Genomic DNA, 24,100 nt, shown 5'->3' with positions numbered 1-24,100 from the left:
CCTAGTCAATGCCTATCGGCACAAAAGCGGGCGATCATCATGCTTCCAAACCTCTATTGCACAATGCTTTGCTGTGCAGGCACCGTTGCATAGAAAAGCAAAGTCTGCAGCCTCTTTTGTCCGTTGTGCATCACAGATAATTGAACACAACACAAAAATTTCATAGGCGATCATTTGCGAACATACCGACCTTTCACCTCGGGTCAGATTGCAAACCAATTCTGCCTAAGTGCGTCATGTTGAAATCGCCCGGATATTTAAGACCATAGCCCAACGCCCGGTCAAAACCTATGTGTGTGCACCAAATCACACCCGCACAAGAGAACACTGGTGACGCGAACAAGAACCCGGCGACGAGGCAAACAATAGCGCCGGCATAAGAATGCGCCGCGTTGTAAGCGACGGCACCAACACGTGATCCGAACGCATATCCAAGCAGAGAAAGATCGGGTGCAAGAAAGAATAGTGCGAAACATCCCCAGCCAAAATCAGGTGCTGGATAAAAAAAGATGGCGGCAGCGAGCACGCATATCCCTTCCAGCCGCAGAATCCAGCGCACTGCGCCAGTTGTTTCACCCGCCATGTCACTCCCCTGACCTGTTCATCTGAAGAAGCTATGTCAACTGCACGCGAACGCGCCGCAAGTCTTAGCTTCAGCATTATTCAAAGCGATTCAAAAACCGGACGATATGCCCGGTTGCCGGAACTTTCCTCGTCACCGTATTCACCGCTGGTGAAAGCGGCGGTGCAAGTTCTCTGGATTATTATGTGGAAGCATCTGGCCGGTGCCGAGTTGTTGATCCGGTGATCGATAAACTGACGATGGCGGTGGAATGCTGAAGTTGACTGCTGAAAGCTGAGATTATAAAACACTTCCGCGGCTCCAAGCGGAGTAGTCCGAGCAACATCGACGTTATGCATGCCAACGACGTGCCTGAAAATGATCGATTGCGGACTATCGACGGTGGAATGTTTCTTCCGCTGACATCAATGAATTTTCACTGGAGACGAACAGATCAATGGGATGTTTTCCGCAGCGATGGGTCTGGAAATGTAATACCCCTGCAAATAGTGGCATCCCATTTTCTGCAGCATACTGATTTGCTGTTCTGTCTCGACCCCTTCGGCAACCAGTTCCAGATCCAGATTGTGTCCCATCGCAATAATGGTGGAAACCAGGCTTTGGTGTCGCGCACTGCTTTCCAGCGCCATCACGAATGAACGATCGATTTTCAGCGTATTCAAATGAAACTGTGTCAGATAACTCAGCGACGAATATCCGGTGCCAAAGTCATCCAACGACAATCGTACCCCCATCGCGCGGAGATGATTTAAGGTCGTTCTCACATGAGCACCATCGTCGATCAGCACACGCTCGGTCAGTTCCAGTTCAAGCTGCGCCGGATTTAACTGATTTATTTGCAGCGCGCGCTCCACATAGATAATGAATCGTGTGTCGAGCAACTGACTCGCCGATACATTGACACACATGGTCAGATGCACGCCACTGCCCTGCCATTCCGCCAGCTGCCGACATGCCTGATTGAGTACCCAGGTGCCGATTTCGACTATGATGCCGCTTTCCTCTGCAATCGGAATGAAATGATCCGGCGAAACATTATTAAGTGTGCGGCTGTTCCAACGGAGTAAAGCTTCCACCTTATCAATTCTGCCCGTTTTCGCATTCGCGACCGGTTGAAATAAAAGATAGAGTTCATCGGAAGAAATAGCACTGCGCAACGCGGTATCGATGACAGCCTCCCGCGCGTGAGAGATCATGCTGGAAGAAAAAAAGCGCAGTTGATTCCGTCCCGCTTTTTTTCCGTCATACATCGCGATATAGGCGTGCTGAATAACGGAGTCGGTATCGGTACCATGTTCAGGAATACATGTAACACCAATACTTGCCGAGAACTGTATGTTTTGCTGCAACAAAGGTATTCCGCTGGTCAGTATCTGAAACAGATCGTCGCCACAGATTGCTGCTGTTTGTGCTGCGGAACCGGGCTCCAGACCATACATCGCAATTGCAAACTCGTCGCCGCCGAAACGGGCGGCCAGGCTGTTATCTGGTAACGCCCGCTGTAATCGCCCCCCGATTTCCCGCAGCAACTGTTCACCGGCGAGGTGCCCGAAGGAATCATTGATTCGTTTAAACCTGTCGATGTCCACCAGCAACACAGCGCACTCTTGCCCCTTTTCCTGCGATTGTGCAATCACCCGCGCCAGCTCCTGGGAAAAGCCATGACGATTGAAGAGTCCAGTCAGATCATCGTAGTGCGCAGCCTTGTGCAGTATTGCCTCTTTTTGTTTGCGCTCGCTGATATCCATCATCTGCACCATGCAGTAAGGACGCCCACGCTCATAGTAGGGCGAGGAAATCAGCTCTAAGGGCACCTGCCCCTTGTCTGGCAACAAAACAACAATATTCTCGACCAAAGGATAATTACCGGCCGCAGCGGCGAATCGTTTGAAATAGCTCTTGACCGCATGAGCATCCAGCCCGTTCACGTGGTTCACCACATGCGAGCCGGCCATGCCTTTCGTTGAGGAATATCCAAGCAAACGCGCGCCGCGTTCGTTAATGACATGAATGATGCCATCCATGTTCAGAATCAACAGGCCATTACTCAGACAATCAATGGTACTTGCGTAACGCTCACGTATTTTTTCGAGTACCGCATAAATCAGACAAAGGGTTGACGATGTTTTGACGATTAATCCAAACATGAACCAGACGTCCAAACGGTCGGGGATCAGGTTCAGCACAGTGAGCAAATTGTAGCCACCGCGAATGATTAAAATCATCCCCAAAAGACGAAAGTGACGCTGCATGTACAACACACGGATGCCGGACCACAAAATCACGGTGCCAAGCAACATCTTCGTTGTTGCCTCTCTCATGGCTGGTACGTTGAAAAAAAACAGCGTGAGAAGAAGACAAAAAAGTGCAGATGCAGCCGCGATAGGCACGACATGTTTACGGCGCAGATTGCCGATGAAATATTCGGTGCCTGCCCAGAATCCGCTGATACTGATGGTCAGCAAACCGGCAGAAAGCAAAGGATTCAGCTGTTGCGGCAATTGCTGAAATGCCAGCCCACTGCCACAGGTAATGCCAGCCTGACCTGCGGCCCAGAATAGCGCATGCCAGTCATCGCGCTCATGTAGCCACGGCAGAATCATGGTGATGATCAGAATGACATCGACCACCAGTGAAAAAATAATAAATGTCTGAGTATCCACGTCTCTCTGTGCATTTCATTGTAGTAAGCAGCAATTGACAGAACGTAAAACCGGTCTTGTTACCACAAGAAATATCCGAACTGTGTTTGATCAGAAAATGAGCTTTCTGAATTTTCCCGGCGCATGTTCGTGCATTGAAGGCTCTTGCCCTCATATTGTCAGAAGTCAACCGGAAAATGAAGCTGGCGAGCGGAAAAGCCTGATATTAAAAACTGCCTTAGTTTCAAAGCGTGCGTATTTTAAAGCGTGCGTATACTAGACAATTAATTTCCACGTGGCAACATTTCACGATTCGCATGACTCTTCCTGACGCCGCCTTTGACGCGTTTTCATGCACATGCCTATCCACATTCCAGACGCTGGTTGCAGCCAAAACTACGGCATACACCGATAGCGCCAGCCCATCATACACTGACAGATCACGCCGCGCCCTCTAAGGCAGTTTTTATCGTTCGCGAACGCAACAACACCCGACGCGATCACACCAGCCGCGACACAGCAAGCCTGTATGGGCAAACAGCATGGTAAAGAAAAAGCGAAAATCCGCATACTCCCCCCTGTTTTTGGCAAAACACCCCAAATCTCAGCAGAAACATTGGGCTTGTATACATACTCCGGGGAGTATATTTTCCGGTTTTTTAGGGCATGGAACACGCCTGAGACTGCCTGACACCGCCGGGCACAAAAATACATCGCGCCCATCTGCTTAAAGTGGTCAGTACGTGAAGAAGGGGAAATCAAAACATGGAATAAGTTTGCCGCGATGATGCCCCTGCCCTAATCGCCTATCAGACAGTTTGCGAGAGCTTGCCGGGCTTGTTATGTGGACGTTGAAAATGAGAACCAGCCAAAAGCGTCGCTAAGCCTCTGATTTTTAAAATAAAACTGCTTTTTCAACATTCTTCCTTGAAAAAACCTGACCTCGTCCATACAATTAGCACTCCACACAAGAGAGTGCTAACAATGTTAAAATCGACTGGTTTCAGCATTGCAGGCAACTTAGCCGCTGTTAGCGTGGTGGCTCTTGTGCAGCACATGTATGTGTGAAGTAAGGGGCTTGAAAGTGGCGAACACTGACACCATCTACGGCGCACATTTTTGTTTGTTTGCTGATGGGACTTATGCAAAATCAGGTGATGTTTCAATGTCATTCTGTCTGAATTTGTGATGAGCCCCGTTTTACTTCGGTAGTTTTACTTTTGTAATTATTTTAGGAGTTAATATGAATCTTCGTCCCCTGCACGATCGCATTATCGTCAAACGTCTGGATCAAGAAACAAAAACTGCATCCGGTATCGTTCTGCCAGACGCAGCAGCTGAAAAACCAGATCAAGGTGAAGTATTGGCCGTTGGCGCTGGCAAGCAGTTGGATAACGGTTCGATCCGCGCACTGGAAGTGAAAGTCGGCGACCGCGTTTTGTTCGGCAAATACTCTGGCCAGGCTGTCAAAGTTGACGGCAACGAAGTGCTGGTCATGCGTGAAGAAGATATCTTCGCGATCGTACAGAAGTAATTCTTTCCCTGTAGCACTATAGAAATCCACAAGATTCTGGAGAAAATAACATGGCAGCTAAACAAGTAATTTTTGGCGATGACGCACGTGCGAAAATCGTTAACGGCGTAAATATTCTGGCAAATGCAGTAAAAGTCACTCTGGGCCCTAAAGGCCGTAACGTTGTTCTGGAACGCTCTTTCGGCGCGCCTACAGTAACTAAAGACGGCGTTTCTGTTGCGAAAGAAATCGAACTGAAAGACAAGCTGGAAAACATGGGCGCGCAGCTCGTGAAAGAAGTGGCTTCCCGCACTTCCGACAACGCTGGTGACGGCACAACAACAGCGACAGTTCTGGCACAAGCCATCGTTCGCGAAGGTTTCAAATACGTTGCAGCGGGCTTCAACCCAACAGACTTGAAACGCGGTATCGACAAAGCAGTAACCGCTTTGGTTGCTGAAGTCAAAACACTGTCCCGCCCAACGACAACGAATAAAGAAATCGCTCAGGTTGGTTCTATCTCTGCAAACTCTGACGCTGACATCGGCGACATCATTGCCAACGCAATGGACAAAGTGGGCAAAGAAGGCGTGATCACTGTTGAAGATGGCAAATCCCTCAACAACGAACTCGACATCGTTGAAGGTATGCAGTTTGACCGTGGCTACCTGTCACCATACTTCATCAATAACCCAGAAAAACAATCCGTTATTCTGGAAAACCCATTCATCCTGTTGTTCGACAAAAAAATCTCGAACATCCGTGATCTGCTCCCGGTATTGGAACAAGTGGCTAAATCTGGCCGCCCACTGCTGATCATCGCTGAAGATGTTGATGGCGAAGCACTGGCAACTCTGGTGGTTAACAACATCCGTGGCATCCTGAAAACAGCGGCTGTAAAAGCGCCTGGCTTCGGTGATCGTCGTAAAGCGATGTTGGAAGATATCGCTATCCTGACTGGTGGTAACGTGATCGCTGAAGAAGTCGGTCTGACACTGGAAAAAGCAACGCTGACAGATCTGGGTCAGGCTAAACGTGTAGAAATCGGTAAAGAAAACACGACAGTGATTGACGGCGCTGGTCAGGCTATCGCTATCGAAGCACGCGTAAAACAAATCCGCGCGCAAATCGAAGAAGCAACTTCTGACTACGACCGTGAAAAACTGCAAGAACGCGTTGCCAAACTGGCAGGCGGCGTTGCTGTGATCAAAGTCGGTGCTGCAACTGAAGTTGAAATGAAAGAGAAAAAAGCGCGCGTTGAAGATGCTCTGCACGCAACTCGTGCTGCAGTAGAAGAAGGCGTCGTTCCTGGCGGCGGCGTTGCTCTGTTGCGCGCTCGTGCAGCAGCTGGCGTGATCAAAGGCGACAATGCAGATCAAGAAGCTGGTATCAAGCTGGTGTTGAAAGCAATCGAAGCACCATTGCGTGAAATCGTTGCAAATGCTGGTGGCGAACCATCTGTTGTGGTCAACGCGATCATCAACGGCACAGGCAACTACGGTTTCAATGCTGCTAATGACACTTACGGCGACATGATTGAAATGGGTATTCTGGATCCAGCAAAAGTAACACGCTCTGCATTGCAAAATGCAGCGTCTGTTGCCGGCCTGATCCTGACTACTGACGCTCTGGTTGCTGAACTGGCTGAAGACAAACCAGCTGGTGGCATGGGCGACATGGGTGGTATGGGCGGCATGGGTGGTATGGGCGGCATGATGTAATACCGCTTGCTGCTCAGTTTGAGCTGCATACTAAAAAGCTCTGCAATTATTTTGCAGAGCTTTTTTTATTTCAGCGTGCAGCATATTTGTAGGGAAAATAAATAACCAGAATTTCCTTCTTCGTTGCGAATGTCAATTCTGCTTTCAGTACTACTTTCATTCCCTCTTCCTTTCACTCGTCTCCCCCGCCAACATCCTGCTGCTGATACCTCTGGCATCCGCTCTGCTGCGTTACGTCAAAAATCACCGTGAAGGCAATCTACGTTCAACGATATTTGTCGTCACACATCTTGACAGCAAGATTGATGACTCAGATACTGCGGCATCTGAAAAATTATTTTCATTATTTCGACATCAGCGTTGATAAAACTGGCAAATACCTATGCCCGCCATCTGCACGCTGATGCGGTTGGTATCCTATTTCATCCCGGAGACATAATGGCGCTGCAACAATTATCTGAAGAGCAGGTACGCACCTGGACCCGAGCTCAGAAAGACGAGTGGTGGTTCAAGAATATTTATCGTGGCGATATGCCACAGCTGACATTTCGTTCAGCACTGACTGGTTTTTTATTAGGTGGCATTCTGGCCGCGACAGCGCTGTATATCGCCGCTAAATCCGGTGTGAATATCGGCGTTGGCCTGACTTCCGTGATCCTGGCCTTTGCCCTGTTCCGGATTTTGTCCAAAACCGGTATCGCCAAAGACTTTACCGTTCTCGAAAATAACTGCGCTCAATCGATTGCCACTGCCGCAGGTTATATGACCATGCCGATGGTGGCCCCGATTACCGCGTACATGCTGGTGACCGGCAAAATCATTCCGTGGTGGCACATGATGATCTGGATGGTGGTCTGCTCTGTGCTTGGTGTGCTCGTTGCGTTTCCATTGAAACGCCGCTTCATTAACGAAGATCAGTTGCCGTTTCCAGAAGGCCGCGCCTGCGGTGTGGTGCTCGACACTTTGTATTCCGGTGATGGCAAAGAAGGCATGCGCCAGGCCAAACTGCTGGGCCTGACGACGCTGTTTGCTGGCGCCTATCAGTTCCTGATCAGCGATGGCTGGATGCGACTGCTGCAATTCAAACTGCTGCAAATGGATAAATGGGCTGGTATGAAAGAAGCCTGGCATCTGCAGGAAAGGTTTGACGAATACTATTACATGGCAGCGGTGAAATTTGATTTATGGGTGCCAAAAATCCTGGGAATCGATTTCCGCACACTGGGTTTGCGCTTTACCGTCGATGCGGCGATGTTTGGCGTCGGTGGTCTGATGGGTATCCGGGTTGCCAGCAGTTTGTTGTTCGGCAGCTTGCTGAATTTTGCTTTACTTGGCCCCTTGATGATACAAAAAGGCGATATCGTCGCGCGTATCGCTCCCAGTGGTAAAGCCGTACCGATTTCCCGCGTCGAAATTCTGAATCAATGGGGTCTGTGGTGGGCGGTATCGATCATGGTCGTCGGTTCTATCGTCACGCTGGCAGCGAAGCCTGAGATTTTTACCAGCTTATTTAAATCTTTCGGTAAAAAGAAAGAGATCAGCAGCAACAACGATTTGCTGAAAAATATCGAATTGCCGCTGATGATTTCCTATGTCGGCATTCCTGCTTTCAGTATGCTCGGCGCGTGGCTGAATTTCAGCTTTTTCGGCGTGCCTATGGTATTGACGTTCGCGGCCTTACCATTAGTTCTTCTGCTGTCTGTGATTTGTGCGAACTCGATGGCACTGACATCCTGGACACCAACCGGCGCGCTCTCAAAAATCACCCAGATCACGATGGGTGCGATCGACAGAGTCAACCCAGCCAGCAACATGATCCCTGCCGGGATGACCGCCGAAGTAGCATCGAATGCTTCTAATCTGTTATCCGACATTACACCGGGTTACATGCTGGGTGCAAAACCTCGCCAACAGGCGATTGGTCACATCATCGGGATTATTTCTGGCGCACTCGCTTGTGTGCCAATTTACTACCTGCTGTTCTTACCTGCAGATGCTCAAGGTGTGCGCGACACGGCAAGCATCGTCAGCGACCAGTTTTCGCATCCATCCGCGATGCAGTGGAAAGGCATGGCCGAACTGATTGCCAAAGGCATCAGCAGTTTGCCGACGTCAGCCGTCATCGCAATGGTGATTGCCGCCATTGCTGCGGTGGTCATCGAAGGCGCTAAAATCATCACCAAGGGTAAAGTTCCATTGTCAGCAGTAGCGATTGGTCTTGGTGTTGTATTACCACCGGATGCCTGTCTGGCGATGTGGATAGGTGCTGCCGTATTCTGGTGGATGGGGCGCAAGCATACCGAGAAAGGTACGACTGGTCATCAATTCTGGGTCGAAGGCTGCGAGCCTATCTGTGCCGGCCTGATTTCAGGTGCGGCATTGATGGGGATCGGTAATGCGATCATCAATGTGCTGATGTAATAACTGAAGTATTGATATATTAAAAAAGCCCCGCACGATGCGGGGCTTTTTTTATCTGAGGTTTGCCGGAATACTGCCGAGCTGCTGATCAACGAAACCATCAAATGCCTGCAGCAAACATTGATATTTGTCTTCGTCGTTTTCCAGACGCATCAGCGCATAAGCACAGGCCTCCAGACTCGATAATTGATCTGCTTTGTGCGCTTTACGTATCCGGTAATGCGATGCAGGCATCTGCTCCAGACTCAGGCGTGGCAAGGCTTGCAGTAAGGGATTCAGATACAACATTTTGCGACTTTTACGCCAGGTCGCATCGATAATCACCAACCGGAGTCCTTGTATTTGCTCACTTTCCTGATATTTTTCGGCCACAGGCAAGGCCAGATCTGTGGCTTCGATGAGAGACGTATCAGGATAGAGCAACACAGGCCGAATTTGCGCCACAGGCCGCGTATCATTTGAGACATCCATCGCCGCATCTGCAGCTACATCGGCAAGCACATCAGCGGGTGCATACAAGGCCTGCATCAAAGTTTGGGCGGTAAAAACCTCGCCCGTCAGAACACGTGAATGCTGCAGACACAAATCCAGCAGACGTACGCTGCCTTTCGCATTATTCACTTCCAGAGGATGCTGCAGTATCAATACCTCTACCCTGTTATTCACAGGTACTATCCAGTTGCAGATACAAGCAGATTGCGGACGGAGGCAGCGCCGACAAATCGCACGTTTAGCTGATGCCGGGGAAATCGCAGAAAAATTCATGCAATAAGACTGTTCATGTCAATGCGCTACAGACTGAACTGATTGATGCCAGATATCGCTCAAAGTAAATCATGCAGCGCTTCCGCCAGATACGGATACTGAAATTCGTAGCCCAACTCAGCAACGTGCATGGGCTGCACGCGTTGCCCGCCGGTCAGTAACTCGGCCATGTCGCCCATCGCCAGTTTCAACAGAAATGCCGGCGCAACAAACAGCGCGGGGCGGTGTAAAGCAGCGGCCAGGGTCTGGGTGAATTCGCGGTTCGTTACCGGATGCGGTGCCACCATATTGTAGGGCCCAGCTGCATTTTTATCGTCCAGTAAATAGCGCACGATGGCCACGTAATCCTGCACATGAATCCAGCTCATCCATTGTTTGCCATCAGCAATGCGCGCGCCCAGAGCGAGACTGAATGGCAGATGCATTTTCTTCAGTATGCCACCGGCAGCGTCCAGCACCAGTCCTGTACGTAAGATGCAAACACGAATTCCCATGTCTGCTGCCCTGTTTGCAGCCGCTTCCCAGTCGGCACACAGATGAGCGCCGAAATCTTTAGCCACAGCGGCCTGCTCACTGAACAACTGATCACCGCCATTTCCATAAATGCCCACCGCAGAACCACTCAGAAAAACTTCAGGCTTGAAATTGGCGGCAGAAATTTTTTGCAGCAGCTTTTCAGTCAGGGCGATCCGGCTGTCACGTAAAACTTTTTGCCGGGCGGAGGTCCAGCGTTTATCGACGATAGGTTCGCCAGCAAGATTAATGATGGCATCAAACTCGGTATCGACATGATATTCATCCAGCGATTGCATCGCATGGACGGCATTACCACACAAAGATCTGACCGTTTCGGGATGGCGGCTGAACACAGTCAGCACATGTCCGTGATCAAGTAAGGACGAGCATAAACGGCGGCCGATTAACCCGGTACCACCTGTGATCAGAATACGCATATCAGCCTCGTTAAATATTTTTTCATCAGAAGACCTTGCATCACTTTCCCATCACCGTTCTCAGTTCACAGCGCTGAACAATCAGCGCCGAACGGCATAATTGCAAACAGCAATGGCGGTGATGAAACAAAAGTGCGTCAAAGAATCAGCTTCGTCGGCGATCAGCGCAACTCTTCGAGTATGCGCAAACCATCATCAAAATTCCATACACGACGCACTTCTATCACGTCATATTGTGCAGCGATATTCGGTGGAAATGCAGCGTACTTGGCGTTGATACGAACAATATTGCGCACTGCCTGATCCAGATCAGCTCGCCCGCTTGATCGGTGTATCGTAATTTCCTCAACACTGCCGTCGCTGCGGATCGCCACCGTGACGACAGGATCGCCGCGCGCTTTATCGCGTGATGTCTGAGAAAAATTCAGATTCCCGTTTCTCTCGATTTTTTGCTTCCAGCTATCGATGTACATACGCAGTTGGATATCTTTTTCCGCACTGCCTAACACACTGCGACGGCGTGGCCGTTCTTCAGTGTCGGCACGCGGCAATGGCGGCGTGCCACGCAACAAATCTAAGCCACGCGCCTGTTCGCGCGAACGGTTCGCCAGATCGCTGCTGAGTAAGCTTTGCGGCAAAACAAAAGCAGCAGTCTTGTCGCCACTTCCCGCAGCATTGCTGGCAGTTGATCCTGCAGAATTACTGTGGCTACCGGACGCGCTGGTCTTGCCAACGGCACTATTGCCATCCGCCTTGCCAGCGGTGAGCGGATGATCATTGGCATTCGCCAGCTTATTCGTACCGGCAGATTTTGCTGCGGCGATGGCAGCCTGTTCGCGCTCACGTTGCTGCGCCAGCACCTGTTCAGCCTGTTGGCGAGCGGACTCGGCACGCTGTTTTTCAAGACGCTCTTGTTGCGCTTTTTGTTGAGCCTCTTGCACTTGTTGCTGCACTTGTTGCTGTGCCCGTTGTTCTGCCAGTTTTTCCATTTTCTGGCGTTCCAGCAATTCCTCATTTTTTGCCTGAGCAATTTGCATTTCCATCTGCTGTTGTTTGCGCAATGCCTCTTCGCGTTGCCGCTTCAATTCTTCCTCGCGCTCCTCTGCCTGCTGACGCGCAGTGAGCATGGCTGTCTGGCGCTCTTTGCGTTGTTGTTCGCGCTGAACAAGCTCAGTCTGCATTTGCTGCTTCAGGCTGTCATCGACAAGTTTCATATTATCGATACGTTGTAACGCGGTTGCCGCCAGGGCACTGGCATTGGCTTTGCTGGCTTCTTGCAAAATACGTTGCTGTTGCTGCTCGGCTTCATGCTGTTGCTGTGTTTCTTGCTGTTTCAGTGCCAACGCAGCGTCAGCCTCCTTGCGCACTGCTTCAGCTATTTGCTTGCGGCTGGCGTCTTCCATCTGCTTCACACTTTGCTGCGTGGATGCAGGTGCTGCAATTTTTTCTTGCAACAATTCTTTCGTCGCCTGCAGTATTTTTTGTTCGCGCCGTTCACGCTGCTGCGCATCCGGCTCAAAGCGACTGACCGCGACCGACGGCAGATCAGTCAGCTCTTCAACTGACTGGCTTACGGGGTCAGGAAACATTCTCTGCTCTTCATTCTGCGTAAGCTCTTTTTTGCTTTCTTCCGGATCACGAACCGCGACGCTGAAAGTGTCGTTTCTGAAATTATTCTGAGTAATAATGTCAGGCACATCCACCGCGACAACCCGTGGCGGGCGTGACATAGCAACAGGTATCCGGGTCACAGATTTTTTCGCTTTCGCGGCTTTGGTGCGCGTTTTTTTCTCCGGTGCAGCGACGCTGGCAACAGCAATCGACGGTGCCAACAACTGTATGCCCTGCGTCGCCGTTGATTTCGGCGCGCCAGCCATTGCCGGGGCGGGCGGGGAAGCAAGCGGAGCCGCAGAGACTGCGGGCTCCGTTGATGGCGAAACGGTGTTCGTTTCAGCTTTTAGGGTTGCACTTGCAACAGGGTCAGAACTGGTCACCCCAGCAGGTGAGGCTGTCGTGGCTGCCGCAGGAACAACATCCGCAATTTGTATGCTGAGTTCAGGTGTTTCTGCACGGCGTTTATCCCAGGGTACTTCGAGACCCGGTAAGCCGACACCCGGTAAGCCAAACTGCAACGACAGGATGAATGCATGCACCAACAAAGAAATCAACAAGCCGCCAGTCAGGCGTTTTTTAATCTCATCAGGCAATTGATGTTCAGTTTTGGCTGGAAACAGATTCATGCAGCAGATAGTGGAAAATTCGGCTAAATTGCAAGTTAATCAAAAACTGGGAACTGGCGATGTTGTCTTATGATGCGCTCGTCGCCAAGCCTCATTATCGCATGCTCGGCAATCCATATTGTTGCAGATTCTGACCTGAGAATTGCAGGCGTTTGCCGGAAAAAAATTAACGTCCCGGATAAAACAAACGTCAGGCATTTATACTATGGCACCATACCATCACTGATATCCGCACGCAGAAAGAAACGCATGTTGAAAAAAATCTCCATCATTGATTCACACACCGGTGGCGAACCCACCCGCATTATCGTCGGTGGCGGCCCCGACTTAGGCAGCGGTTCACTCGCTGAACGTCTGCAAGTTTTTCGCGACAAGTTTGACCACTATCGCAGCGCCACCGCCTGCGAACCGCGTGGCTCAGATGTCGTCGTCGGCGGACTGGCGTGCACACCTGCAGATCCGTCTTGTGTGGCGGGAATTATTTTCTTTAATAATGTCGGCTATCTCGGCATGTGCGGTCATGGCATGATCGGTTTTGTCGCAACTCTCTCCCACCAGGGAAAGATCAAGGCCGGACAACATCGCGTAGAAACGCCGGTAGGTATCGTGAATGTTGAGTTACATGACGATCACAGCGTTACCGTCCACAATGTTCCCGCTTATCGCTACAAAAGCGCTGTCAGCGTAGATGTGCCGGGGATAGGCAAAGTCTGCGGCGATATCGCGTGGGGTGGCAACTGGTTCTTCCTGATCAATCAGCATGGGCAAGAATTGTATCTGTCGAACGTTGAGCGCCTGACCGACTATGCATGGCGCGTGAGACAAGCATTGGAAGCCAGCCAGATTACTGGCGAGAACAATGCGCTCATCGATCATATTGAATTGTTCGGCGCCGCGACCAAAGCGAATAATCACAGCCAGAACTTTGTGCTCTGCCCAGGCAAAGCCTATGACCGTTCGCCTTGCGGCACCGGCACCAGCGCCAAGCTGGCTTGCCTCGCGGCAGACAATAAACTGGCTCCGGGCGAAGTGTGGCGTCAGGAGAGTATTATCGGCAGCGTCTTCGAAGCGTCGTATCAGTTGCCAGCCTCGCCTGAGCGTCAGGCAAGCGGACAGATATTGCCGAGCTTACGTGGAATGGCCTTTGTCAACATGGAGGCAGACATACTGCTGAATGAGGAAGATCCGTTTGTCTGGGGCATACGCTGATACGCGTGATCATTGCATTCAAAGCACGCTGACAGAGGGCTACAGAAATATTATTTTATTTCTCAAAATCAATAAAGTGACATAATTGGGCACATCTGTAAATTATCGAATTAATCGTTTTTATGACTGAAGACTACAAAAAGAAACCTTACCTGACGCCGAATGAAGTCGCGCAATGGATGATGGTGTCGCCAATTACTGTGCGTAGCTGGGCACAAAGAGGTTTATTGCAGGCCGAAGTCACGCCGGGTGGACATCGTCGTTTTCGTCTGGAAGAAGTCGAACGCTTTGCCCGCCAGTGGAATCCCGCCGGAAACAAGGGGCCACAGCGAATTCTGATCGTCGATGACAATAAGGCTTTTGCTGGCTTCCTGATGGAATTACTTGGTGAAGGCGAACAGCCTATGGTGGTCGAAGCCGCCTACGATGGCTTTGATGCAGGCCGTAAAGTGCATACTTTTTCCCCGGATATTGTCTTGCTCGACCTGATGATGCCGGGCATCAAAGGTACCGAAGTCTGCCGTCAGATCAAGGAAATACCGGGGCAAGCCAATGTCAGAATTATCGCCATGAGCGGATATCTGAGCCCGGAAAACGAAGCGGAGCTTCTCTCCGTCGGTGTCGAATGCTGCTTTTCAAAACCTATCGATACTGCACGTTTGTTTCAGGTCATAGGCTTCAACATCTGACCATGTCAGAATAGGCTTCATACATCGATACAGTCGCCATCGATGATCTTCTTTCTGCTTCGCTTGAATTATTCTTACGGTCATGCCGACGATGAATAAAACTGATGCCACGATGAACGTTGAATGGACGCTGAATGAATGACATCATGCTCATCTCTGGAGTCGACGCAAAGCGCCAGCTGTTAAACCGGCAGCTATATCTGGTCGCGGTCTTTGCCTCCTTATTTTTGCTGGCGATGTTTTTGCCTCTGACGGATATTCATATTCCGCACCAGTATTATCTTCCTCTGCATACCTTGCTGGAATTTGCGGCCATTCTGTTTGCGTTTTTGATTTTTGCGGCAGTCTGGCACACACCGGAAAAAGAAGTCTCTACTTCCCTGCTGCTGATCGCCGTCACTTTACTCGCCGCTGGCTGGCTCGATTTTGCGCATGTCATGTCCTACAAAGGAATGCCTGATCTGATCACGCCATCCTCGCCACAAAAGTCGATTGCTTTCTGGCTTTTTGCGCGAATACTGTTTGCTGGCATTATTTTGTTCATCAGCTTTTTTCCCAATCTGCATCCGCCCGGACGGCGCTTCAGATATACCGTGTTGGTCGCATTCAGCGTCATTAACCTGGGGATTTTGTGGCTGGTCTTTTTTCAGGAAAACAGCCTGATCATTACATACAATGAAAACACCGGATTAAGCCAGTTCAAGATCGTCACTGAATGGCTGATCACCGCAGCACTGTCCGTCGCCGCCTTCCGTTACTATCGTCTCGCACGCGCATCTGGTCAGGAATTTTCAACACTGATGTTCGCGGCAATTGCCATCTCGGCGATGAGTGAATTTTTTTTTGCAGACTACGTCGTCATCAGTGACACATCGAATGTCATCGGACATTTTTACAAGGTCGTCAGTTATGCGCTGATTTACCGCGCGATGTTTGTAGTGATTGTGCGCAAGCCATATCAGACGCTGGCGATGCATGCGGAAACAGTACAAAAAATCAATGAAACCTTGCGTTCACAGGCAATGGCACTGGAATCCTCCGCAACGCCGATTTTTCTTACCGACGAAAATGGCTTACTGCGCTGGAGAAATCCGGCGTCACGCGCCATTCTTCCCCCGGATGCATCGGAAGTCGCTGGGCAGGCCTGTTTATTTTCAGCACCGATCACACCAGACCCCAGGATCGCAGCAGAATTAAGAAAAACCGTAGAAGCGGGGCGTATCTGGCGCGGCGCGATCACCATTACCCGAAGTAACGGCGAAAGCTTCATCATCAATCGCACCGTCACGCCGCTGCTGAACGACAATGGGATCATTGAGGGTTATGTTTCGGTTGGTGAAAATGTGACAGAAAGCACGAAAGCTTTATTGCGGCACAAGCGCGTGCTCGATACCGCGATTGATGGCTTCGTCATCGTTGATACCAAAGGAGATCTGCTGGAAGTCAATGAAGCCTACGTAAAAATGTCCGGCTATTCCATGGAGGAATTGCTGACGATGAGCATCAGTCAGTTACATGTTATGCAGAGTGCTGAAAACGCCCAAAATCATCTGCAAAAAATCAGGACACAATATCGCGATCAGTTTGAAACACATCATCGCCATAAAGACGGTCATATTTTCCGTGTTGAAGTTTCCGTAACTTACGATCCGGAATCCAGGCATTTCTTTATTTTCACGCGCGACATCTCTGAAAGAGAGAAGGCGGAATGCGTCAAGCAGGAACTGGAACGGCAATTGCAGCAGTCGCAAAAGATGCAGGCGCTGGGGCAATTGACGGGCGGCATTGCGCATGATTTCAATAATATTCTGGCCGCTATTCTTGGCTATTCCAATCTGGCGCTGGAACGCTTCGTGCCGGATAAACAAAGCAAACTGGCGATCTATCTGAAAGAAGTCATCACGGCCAGCGAACGCGCGCGGGATCTGATCGCCAAAATGCTGACCTTCACCCGCACCCAGGCCAGCACAGGCGTGAACCTGATTTCTCCCGCCTCAGTAATACAGGAAGTGGTGGCAATGATGTTGCCGTCGCTACCTTCCAGCATACAGTTACAAAGCCATATCGAAGATGATCTGTGCATCCGTATGGATGCAGGAGAATTAAGCCAGATCCTGTTGAATCTCGTCATCAATGCGCGCGATGCGATTGATACCCATGGCGTGATTGACATTCATCTGCATCAGACAGAGTTACACGGGGAAATATGCGCCATCAGTCAGCAAAGGTTATCCGGTAAATACCTGGCGATCGATGTCTCTGACAATGGCGGCGGCATCTCTCCCGAAAATATGTCGCGCTTATTCGATCCCTTTTTTACGACAAAGGAAGTGGGCAAAGGAACCGGGCTGGGTTTGTCTATGGTACAGGGCATACTGCGGCGCTCGGACGCCCATATTTTGGTGGAGTCCGGTGCTAACCTCGGAAGCCGCTTCCGGCTTCTGTTTTCCATCGTTCCGGCGTCAGAATGCAAATCGCCAGCCGCAAAAAATTCCAGTGCAGTCGGTGTCACCGGAACCGGACAACGCATCTGGGTCGTGGATGACGAACCCGCCGTCGGCGGATTTCTGCGGGAATTGCTCGAAGGTGCCGGTTATCAGGTGGAACTATTTACCGATCCGTACAAGGTGATGAATGCACTTGCCAACGAAGAGATTGCCATCGACTTACTGATCACCGATCAGACGATGCCAGGCATCACTGGCGTGACCCTGGCCCGCTACCTGCACAGCATGCAACCCGATTTACCAGTGATACTGTGCACTGGATACAGTGATGGCTTAGACCGCGATGAAGCCCTTCGCAAAGGAATAAGGCATTACTTCACCAAGCCGGTTGCCACCGCAGCACTACTGACAACCATTGCCGATATTTTCGACATCAACAACAAAAAACCTTGATGTAAAACAATACACACTTTGCAATCGCAGATTCTCCCGCAAACAACAAATCGATAAATTCGATTGACTCGATATAATCAAAAGCCTTAGCATTGCTATCTGGAAATAAATTCTGTGCTGTTAGCGTGCTAGCAGCACGATTCTGATCCGATATTTTCCTCAACATATCTGCCAGCAGGACACCACTCTCCTCACAGGTGAGCAACATGCTTTGCCGCATGACCGCTGAATCAGATGAAAAGAGAAATATCTTTCACTGAATGCGAAGGATAGTGATGCAACTGACCGACAACATCAACGCCACCCAGAACCCCGTCGCCGGACTGGGCTCGCTGGAATTTCTGGCATTCACGCTGGGTAAAGAAGAGTACGGCATCGATATTCAGCGGGTGCAGGAAATTCGCGGCTACGAGGCGGTGACACGGATTGCCAATGCGCCGGACTTTATCAAAGGCGTGATCAATCTGCGCGGTGTGATAGTGCCCATCATCGATATGCGCATCAAATTTAATCTGGACAATCCGGCCTACGATGAATTCACCGTTGTCATTATTCTTCACGTCTGCCAGCGTGTGATAGGCATGGTCGTCGACAGTGTTTCCGACGTCATCAATCTGGTGCAAGAACAAGTCAAGCCAGCCCCCGATATCGGCGCGCTCAATACCGGCCATTTAATTGGCGTCGGCACATTAGATGACCGCATGCTGATTCTGATCGACATAGACAAACTCATTTCCAGCGGTGACATGGGTTTAATAGAACAGCTCTCTGAATAAGCTTCGTCATCGGATGAAGACAGTCGAGCCCGTATCAACTCACTCACCAGAAGAGAATACAAATGAACATGAATATGAAAGTCGGCACAAGATTAGGCATAGGTTTTGGTATCGTCGTGATGCTGTTGATCGGTATGACCTTGTTTGGCGTTAATCGCATGAGTTCTCTCAACGACGGCACCAGTCTGCTGGTCAACGACCGTTACCCTAAAGTGGTACTTGCCAATGAAATACTTGATGGAATTAATTTCAATGCACTTGCGATGCGAAATTTACTGATCACTGAAGATCCTGAAAAAATTAAAGCAGCGCTCAGCGAAATTAAATCTAACGTTACCCGTGTCGGCGAAAAAATTGCCCAACTCGACAAAACGATTTCAACTGAAAAGGGCAAGCAGGTTTTCAATGAGGTGAAAGAAGCTCGTAGTAAATATGTAGTGACTCAAAACGAATATCTGAAATTAATCGGCGAAGGAAAAAAACAGGAAGCGGGTGAATATCTGTTGTCGTCTGTCGTACAGGCGCAGACTGCATATTTTTCTCAGGTACAAAACCTGATCGCGCTGATTGGCACCATCATGGTCAAAAGTGGTGAAGATGCAGAGAAAAATTATCAGAACAGCAGAAATATGCTGTCGGGCATCGCAATCATCGCGATCCTGCTGGCTTGCGGTTTCGCTTACTGGACCACCCGCAGCATTACCCGGCCATTGAATCAGGCGGTGCAGATCGCCCGCACGATTGCCGATGGGGACCTCACCAGCAAGATTCAAGTCGAATCCAGCGATGAAACAGGGCAGTTGTTGCAGGCGCTGAAAGACATGAATAGCAGCCTGGTCAGAATCGTGGCGCAGGTCAGAACAGGAACCGACACTATCGCTTCTGCTTCAACACAGATTGCTGCCGGTAATCTCGATCTGTCATCGCGCACCGAGGAACAGGCCAGTTCATTAGAAGAAACCGCTGCATCGATGGAAGAGCTGACCAGTACCGTCAAGCAGAATGCCGATAATGCGCGTCAGGCGAATCAACTCGCAGCAGAAGCGTCTGATGTGGCGATGAAAGGCGGCGATGTGGTCTCTGAAGTCGTCAGCACCATGTCATCCATCAATAATTCGTCGAAAAAAATCGTTGATATCATCAGCGTCATTGATGGCATCGCATTCCAGACGAATATTCTGGCGCTCAATGCCGCTGTCGAAGCTGCGCGTGCCGGCGAACAAGGCCGTGGCTTCGCCGTCGTTGCCAGCGAAGTGCGCAATCTGGCGCAGCGCAGTGCGGCTGCCGCGAAAGAAATTACGGTGCTGATCGGTGACTCCGTCGATCAGGTGTCGGCAGGTACGCTGCTGGTCAATAAAGCCGGCACCACGATGAGCGAGGTCGTCAACAGCGTTCGCCGCGTCACCGACATCATGGCGGAAATTACCGCAGCGAGCCATGAACAAAGCACAGGCATAGAACAGGTCAATCAGGCCATCGCACAGATGGATGAAGTGACACAACAAAATGCGGCGCTGGTTGAAGAAGCGGCTGCAGCGGCGGCCAGTCTCGAAGATCAGGCAGCGAATCTGTCGGAATTAGTTGATGTATTCCGGATAGACAGCACACAGATTGTGGCAAACGCAGCTAGCGCAGCCAGCACGGCGGCATCGCACACGCAAAAAGCCACTGCAGTAGTCCGGCGTCCTATGAAGCAGAATCCGGCAAAACGTCTGACTAATACTTAACTATCCTGGCCGGAGCTCGCACTTCACAAGATGCTCCGCAACTGATCATAACGGAACTCCGGAGAAACGCAGCATGACAGCGCCCTCTCCGGTTCAATCGTATTGCATGAAGAAATAAACTATACGAGGTGAATGTGATGGCCGGACAGAACAGAAGCTGATCATGATAGCCAGACTGCTCAAGAAAATACCTGTCGCTGATACGACATCATCAGCGCCAGCATCACTGCCCTCGCACGCCATCAACAAACCGGAAAATACAAGGCCAGGCAGTTTGCTGCAACCGTATGCAGACAGTATCGTCGCCAGCCTGAATGTGGGGCTCATCATTATCGATGAAGCTCTGCAGGTGTTGAGCGTGAATGATGGCGTCTGTAAAATCCTCGGACTTGATCATGCCAATCAGATGGCAGGCCAGCATTTGCGCACACTATTACCGGCTCTTGAATCTCCACAGGTGTTACATCCGTTTCTGTCGGGTAAAACAGGAAAACGCTATCTGAGTATTCCTCACGAAAAAAGCCAGTTGCGCATCACCCTCACGGATATCGTCGGCGACCATGCGCAACAACACTCACTGATCACAGTCGAAGACATCACCGAAGAGCATCGCTTGCGCGAAGAGACTCTGGCCAATGCCGCCCACCACCGCAATCAGGCATCGTTGCTCGATAAAGCCAGCGACGCGATTATTGTGATTGGTATCAACCATCATATTTCGTATTGGAATAAGGCGGCAGAAAAGCTATATGGCTGGACGTGCAACGAAGCGCTTGGTAATTCCCCGGAAAATTTATTGTGGGATGATGAAGCAGCGTTTAATGAAGTAACGCGTCTAACGATAGAAGACGGTGAATGGCGCGGTGAAATTTCACAGCGACACAAAGATGGCACACCATTCGTTGTGGAGAGCCAGCGCACGCTGGTCAGGGATGAAAACAAGCGGCCCAAATCGATTCTTATTATTAATACCGATATCACCGAGCGTAAAGCGACTGAAGAAAAAATCCGTCATCTGGCTTTATACGACAGCCTGACCAGACTGCCAAACCGCACGCTGTTCATGGACAGGCTGAGGCAAGCGATCAGCAATGCCAGCCGTTATCAACGACGATTGGCGATCCTGTTCCTGGACCTGAACCGCTTTAAAGAAATTAATGATACGCAAGGCCACGATGTCGGCGATCAGGTATTGATACAAGTCGCACAGCGTTTTGAAGCAACGCTACGCGGCGAAAAGACACTGGCGCGGCTGGGCGGAGATGAATTCATCATCGTCACCGAAGTTGAAGATCAGGTTGCCGCAGCGATGATAGCCGAGCGTCTGCAACAGACGCTGGCGACCCCGCTGCACCTCGGCAATGATCATTTTTCCGTCGGGGTCAGCATAGGTTTATCGTTTTATCCTGAAGACAGCGACAATGCCGATGACCTGATGAAGTGCGCCGACATCGCCATGTATAAAGCGAAAACGACAGGCGCAGGTTATATCGCTTATCAGGCGAAAATGAGTGCCGACCTGAATGAGCAGATGCACATTGCCAGAAATCTGAATCAGGCAATGAACGCGGATAAATTAGAGTTGTATTACCAACCCAAAATCAATCTGAAGACCGGCGAGATTGACGGCGCGGAAGCCTTGTTGCGCTGGAACGATGCAGAGCGCGGCTGGATCAGCCCGGCGCAATTTATTCCGATTGCAGAAGCGCGCGGCATGATGGCGCAGTTAGGCTTATGGGTGCTCGAACGAGCCTGTCGTCAGATTTGTGCGTGGCGAACGGCGGGCTACCATTTTCATGGCCGATTGGCGATCAATCTGTCAGCCCAGCAACTCAGCGACCCGGAACTGGCCGACAAAATCCTGCAAACCGTGCGGAACGCAGGCCTCAGTCCGGCATGCATAGAGCTGGAACTGACAGAAAGCAGCCTGATGCATAACGTAGCGCAGTCTATCGATATCATGAAATCGCTGAAGATAATGGGATTTTCTTTGTCGATCGATGATTTTGGCACTGGCTATTCTTCTCTTTCCTATTTAAAATGTTTCCCTGTGGACACATTAAAAATTGATATCTCTTTTATTCGTGACATGCTCAATGAGCATCATGACCATACCATTGTTACCACCATCATTGGTATGGCGCGCAACCTCGGTCTCAAAGCGATCGCCGAAGGAGTAGAAACTCCGGAGCAGGCAACAAGCTTGCTCGAGCTCGATTGCGATCACGCACAGGGATATTACTTTGGTCGCCCTGAACCTGCGCCAATATTTGCCTCACGTTGGCTGCGATGTTCAATGGACATCGCGTGAACTAAAAAAAAACGGCCGGGCTTAGTATCCGGCTATCCGTCTCCCCTTTACATGCAGAATAAAATACTATGCGTCTTAACACGCCTGTCACCAATCACGAGTACATACTCAGCGACACTGAAACCATTGTCTCCACTACCGATCTGCAAGGCAACATCACCTACGCCAACCCCTATTTCGTTCAGGTCAGCGGTTATACCGAAGATGAATTAATCGGTCAGCCGCAAAATATTCTGCGCCATCCGGATATGCCAGCCGAAGCATTTGCCGATTTATGGGCCACCATCAAAAGCGGGCAGCCTTGGACCGGCATGGTCAAAAACCGTTGCAAGAACGGTGATTTTTACTGGGTGCTGGCAAATGTTACGCCTGTCGTCGAAGATGGTCGTCCGGTCGGCTACATGTCGGTGCGGACGAAACCGGGACGTGAACTGGTGCAGCAAACCGCGGCCTTGTATAAAGAAATCAAAGCGGGTAATCCACGTAAAGTTAAAATCAGTCGCGGCAGTGTCAAACTGACCGGCATCGCTGGTGTATGGAATGCATTGCGCTATCTGTCACTGCAACAACGCGCCAACTGGAATCTTGGCTTTCTGATTCTGCTGATGAGTGCCATGCTGGTACAGAATCTGTTTTTTAATTCTGAGCCCTCGGGCTGGCTGACAGCCTTGTCCGCGATTGGCATTGTCACCGCGTTCAATTTCTGGCACGCCTTGCATCGCGCCGTGATCGTGCCTTTGCATCAGGCGCTGAAAGCCAGTCAGATCATGGCGGGCGGCGATCTGACGCAGGAGATAGACAGCCACGGCAAAGACGATATGGGTCAATTGCTGCGCGCCTTGCGCCAGTTAAATATCAATCTGTATTCGATTGTCGGTGATGTGCGCCGCAGCTCAGATCAAACCCGCATCGCCACCAGCGAAATCGCCGCCGGCAATATGGATTTATCGGAACGTACCGAATCGCAAGCTGCGGCACTGGAAGAGACTGCTTCCAGCATGAATCAACTGGCCGCGACCGTCGATCACAATACGGCGCATGCAGTACAGGCGAACCAGATGGCAGGCGATGCCTCTCAGGTCGCTGACAAAGGCGGCGCCATCGTGTCACAGGTTGTCTCGACGATGAATGACATTAATACGTCTTCCAAAAAAGTGGTCGATATCATCAGCCTGATTGAGGGTATCGCATTCCAGACAAATATTCTGGCGCTCAATGCGGCCGTTGAAGCGGCGCGCGCAGGCGAACAAGGGCGTGGCTTTGCCGTGGTTGCCACCGAAGTACGGCATCTGGCACAACGCAGTGCGAACGCCGCAAAAGAAATCAAAGATCTGATTCAGCTCTCTGCCGAAAAAATTGATGCGGGAACGTCATTGGCCGGAGCCGCCGGCGACACCATGCGCGACATCATCAGCTCAGTACAAAATGTCCGCAATGTCATGGGTGAAATTGCCTCGGCATCACGCGAACAGAGTGCCGGTATCGCCAAGGTGAATGCCGCCGTCCGTCACATGGATGATGTGACCATACAAAATGCCGCACTGGTCGAAGAAGCTGCTGCTGCCGCCAACAGTCTGCAGGAGCAAACCATCAAAGTCGTACAGGCTCTGGCGGTGTTTAAGCTGGATAAAAAAATACGCCGCTGACACT

At 50.5% G+C, this 24,100-nt stretch carries 18 protein-coding genes; 12 read left to right on the top strand and 6 right to left on the bottom strand.

Annotated features, from left to right (window positions below):
- Window positions 1-193 precede the first annotated feature (193 nt).
- Window positions 194-583, bottom strand: coding sequence for a DUF4260 domain-containing protein (locus tag H8K38_RS01920; RefSeq protein ID WP_186883083.1), 390 nt, complete (start codon window positions 581-583; stop codon window positions 194-196).
- 33 nt (window positions 584-616) lie between these two features.
- On the opposite strand from H8K38_RS01920, the gene H8K38_RS01915 reads away from it, so the two are divergent.
- Window positions 617-808 carry a hypothetical protein gene (locus tag H8K38_RS01915; protein ID WP_186883082.1) on the top strand — a complete coding sequence of 64 codons (192 nt, stop codon included), beginning with the start codon at window positions 617-619 and terminating at the stop codon, window positions 806-808.
- A gap of 179 nt (window positions 809-987) precedes the next feature.
- On the opposite strand, the gene H8K38_RS01910 is transcribed toward H8K38_RS01915, so the two are convergent.
- A complete protein-coding gene (locus H8K38_RS01910) occupies window positions 988-3,246 on the bottom strand; it encodes a putative bifunctional diguanylate cyclase/phosphodiesterase (RefSeq protein WP_370587040.1) in 2,259 nt (752 codons plus the stop codon).
- A 318-nt stretch (window positions 3,247-3,564) separates the two neighbouring features.
- Between H8K38_RS01910 and H8K38_RS01905 the strand changes: the two genes are divergently transcribed.
- The 4 genes from H8K38_RS01905 (at window position 3,565) to H8K38_RS01890 (ending at window position 8,880) form a co-directional block, all read left to right on the top strand.
- A complete protein-coding gene (locus tag H8K38_RS01905) occupies window positions 3,565-3,774 on the top strand; it encodes a hypothetical protein (protein WP_186883081.1) in 210 nt (69 codons plus the stop codon).
- A 694-nt stretch (window positions 3,775-4,468) separates the two neighbouring features.
- Entirely contained in the window at window positions 4,469-4,759 is a 291-nt protein-coding gene (groES, locus tag H8K38_RS01900) for a co-chaperone GroES (protein WP_186883080.1), read from the top strand.
- A 50-nt stretch (window positions 4,760-4,809) separates the two neighbouring features.
- The gene (gene groL, locus H8K38_RS01895) at window positions 4,810-6,459 is read left to right on the top strand and encodes a chaperonin GroEL (protein WP_186883079.1); all 1,650 of its coding nucleotides are present in this window, start codon (window positions 4,810-4,812) and stop codon (window positions 6,457-6,459) included.
- A 438-nt stretch (window positions 6,460-6,897) separates the two neighbouring features.
- Window positions 6,898-8,880: an OPT family oligopeptide transporter gene (locus tag H8K38_RS01890; protein ID WP_186883078.1), complete on the top strand. Its 1,983-nt coding sequence runs from the start codon at window positions 6,898-6,900 to the stop codon at window positions 8,878-8,880.
- Between the two features lie 51 nt (window positions 8,881-8,931).
- On the opposite strand, the gene H8K38_RS01885 is transcribed toward H8K38_RS01890, so the two are convergent.
- From H8K38_RS01885 to H8K38_RS01875, 3 genes are all read right to left on the bottom strand, one after another.
- Window positions 8,932-9,645 (bottom strand): tRNA-uridine aminocarboxypropyltransferase, encoded by a 714-nt coding sequence (locus H8K38_RS01885; RefSeq protein ID WP_186883077.1) that lies wholly within the window; start codon window positions 9,643-9,645, stop codon window positions 8,932-8,934.
- Between the two features lie 59 nt (window positions 9,646-9,704).
- On the bottom strand, window positions 9,705-10,598 hold the full coding sequence (locus H8K38_RS01880) for a TIGR01777 family oxidoreductase (RefSeq protein ID WP_186883076.1): 894 nt from the start codon (window positions 10,596-10,598) through the stop codon (window positions 9,705-9,707).
- A gap of 161 nt (window positions 10,599-10,759) precedes the next feature.
- On the bottom strand, window positions 10,760-12,838 hold the full coding sequence (locus H8K38_RS01875; RefSeq protein WP_186883075.1) for a TonB family protein: 2,079 nt from the start codon (window positions 12,836-12,838) through the stop codon (window positions 10,760-10,762).
- A 252-nt stretch (window positions 12,839-13,090) separates the two neighbouring features.
- Here H8K38_RS01875 and H8K38_RS01870 point away from each other — a divergent pair, with 252 nt between their 5' ends.
- Window positions 13,091-14,047: a 4-hydroxyproline epimerase gene (locus H8K38_RS01870; RefSeq protein ID WP_186883346.1), complete on the top strand. Its 957-nt coding sequence runs from the start codon at window positions 13,091-13,093 to the stop codon at window positions 14,045-14,047.
- A 122-nt stretch (window positions 14,048-14,169) separates the two neighbouring features.
- Window positions 14,170-14,736 carry a response regulator gene (locus H8K38_RS01865; protein WP_186883074.1) on the top strand — a complete coding sequence of 189 codons (567 nt, stop codon included), beginning with the start codon at window positions 14,170-14,172 and terminating at the stop codon, window positions 14,734-14,736.
- Here H8K38_RS01865 and H8K38_RS01860 read toward each other — a convergent pair.
- On the bottom strand, window positions 14,726-14,884 hold the full coding sequence (locus H8K38_RS01860) for a hypothetical protein (protein ID WP_186883073.1): 159 nt from the start codon (window positions 14,882-14,884) through the stop codon (window positions 14,726-14,728). The two genes, H8K38_RS01865 and H8K38_RS01860, sit on opposite strands and share 11 nt — an antisense overlap.
- Between H8K38_RS01860 and H8K38_RS01855 the strand changes: the two genes are divergently transcribed.
- From H8K38_RS01855 to H8K38_RS01835, 5 genes are all read left to right on the top strand, one after another.
- The gene (locus H8K38_RS01855; RefSeq protein WP_186883072.1) at window positions 14,883-17,636 is read left to right on the top strand and encodes an MASE3 domain-containing protein; all 2,754 of its coding nucleotides are present in this window, start codon (window positions 14,883-14,885) and stop codon (window positions 17,634-17,636) included. The two genes, H8K38_RS01860 and H8K38_RS01855, sit on opposite strands and share 2 nt — an antisense overlap.
- 275 nt (window positions 17,637-17,911) lie before the next feature.
- Window positions 17,912-18,412, top strand: a complete 501-nt coding sequence (locus H8K38_RS01850) for a chemotaxis protein CheW (RefSeq protein ID WP_186883071.1) — start codon at window positions 17,912-17,914, stop codon at window positions 18,410-18,412.
- Window positions 18,413-18,474: 62 nt separating this feature from the next.
- Complete coding sequence (locus H8K38_RS18615) at window positions 18,475-20,139, top strand: methyl-accepting chemotaxis protein (protein ID WP_186883070.1); 1,665 nt, start codon at window positions 18,475-18,477, stop codon at window positions 20,137-20,139.
- Between the two features lie 163 nt (window positions 20,140-20,302).
- Window positions 20,303-22,450, top strand: coding sequence for an EAL domain-containing protein (locus H8K38_RS01840; protein ID WP_186883069.1), 2,148 nt, complete (start codon window positions 20,303-20,305; stop codon window positions 22,448-22,450).
- A 68-nt stretch (window positions 22,451-22,518) separates the two neighbouring features.
- Complete coding sequence (locus tag H8K38_RS01835; RefSeq protein WP_186883068.1) at window positions 22,519-24,096, top strand: PAS domain-containing methyl-accepting chemotaxis protein; 1,578 nt, start codon at window positions 22,519-22,521, stop codon at window positions 24,094-24,096.
- The last annotated feature ends 4 nt before the right edge of the window (window positions 24,097-24,100 follow it).

The sequence above is a fragment of the Undibacterium sp. FT79W genome (assembly GCF_014284215.1).
Taxonomy (GTDB): domain Bacteria; phylum Pseudomonadota; class Gammaproteobacteria; order Burkholderiales; family Burkholderiaceae_D; genus Undibacterium; species Undibacterium aquatile.
This window is presented reverse-complemented; position numbering and strand designations above follow the sequence as displayed.

What these genes read in the sequence shown, in the direction of transcription:
- H8K38_RS01920 (WP_186883083.1), bottom strand. Translation starts at nt 583, where the DNA reads ATGGCGGGTGAAACAACTGGCGCAGTGCGCTGGATTCTGCGGCTGGAA.
- H8K38_RS01915 (WP_186883082.1), top strand. Translation starts at nt 617, where the DNA reads ATGTCAACTGCACGCGAACGCGCCGCAAGTCTTAGCTTCAGCATTATT.
- groES (WP_186883080.1), top strand. Translation starts at nt 4,469, where the DNA reads ATGAATCTTCGTCCCCTGCACGATCGCATTATCGTCAAACGTCTGGAT.
- groL (WP_186883079.1), top strand. Translation starts at nt 4,810, where the DNA reads ATGGCAGCTAAACAAGTAATTTTTGGCGATGACGCACGTGCGAAAATC.
- H8K38_RS01890 (WP_186883078.1), top strand. Translation starts at nt 6,898, where the DNA reads ATGGCGCTGCAACAATTATCTGAAGAGCAGGTACGCACCTGGACCCGA.
- H8K38_RS01885 (WP_186883077.1), bottom strand. Translation starts at nt 9,645, where the DNA reads ATGAATTTTTCTGCGATTTCCCCGGCATCAGCTAAACGTGCGATTTGT.
- H8K38_RS01880 (WP_186883076.1), bottom strand. Translation starts at nt 10,598, where the DNA reads ATGCGTATTCTGATCACAGGTGGTACCGGGTTAATCGGCCGCCGTTTA.
- H8K38_RS01875 (WP_186883075.1), bottom strand. Translation starts at nt 12,838, where the DNA reads ATGAATCTGTTTCCAGCCAAAACTGAACATCAATTGCCTGATGAGATT.
- H8K38_RS01865 (WP_186883074.1), top strand. Translation starts at nt 14,170, where the DNA reads ATGACTGAAGACTACAAAAAGAAACCTTACCTGACGCCGAATGAAGTC.
- H8K38_RS01855 (WP_186883072.1), top strand. Translation starts at nt 14,883, where the DNA reads ATGCTCATCTCTGGAGTCGACGCAAAGCGCCAGCTGTTAAACCGGCAG.
- H8K38_RS01860 (WP_186883073.1), bottom strand. Translation starts at nt 14,884, where the DNA reads ATGATGTCATTCATTCAGCGTCCATTCAACGTTCATCGTGGCATCAGT.
- H8K38_RS01850 (WP_186883071.1), top strand. Translation starts at nt 17,912, where the DNA reads ATGCAACTGACCGACAACATCAACGCCACCCAGAACCCCGTCGCCGGA.
- H8K38_RS18615 (WP_186883070.1), top strand. Translation starts at nt 18,475, where the DNA reads ATGAACATGAATATGAAAGTCGGCACAAGATTAGGCATAGGTTTTGGT.
- H8K38_RS01840 (WP_186883069.1), top strand. Translation starts at nt 20,303, where the DNA reads ATGATAGCCAGACTGCTCAAGAAAATACCTGTCGCTGATACGACATCA.
- H8K38_RS01835 (WP_186883068.1), top strand. Translation starts at nt 22,519, where the DNA reads ATGCGTCTTAACACGCCTGTCACCAATCACGAGTACATACTCAGCGAC.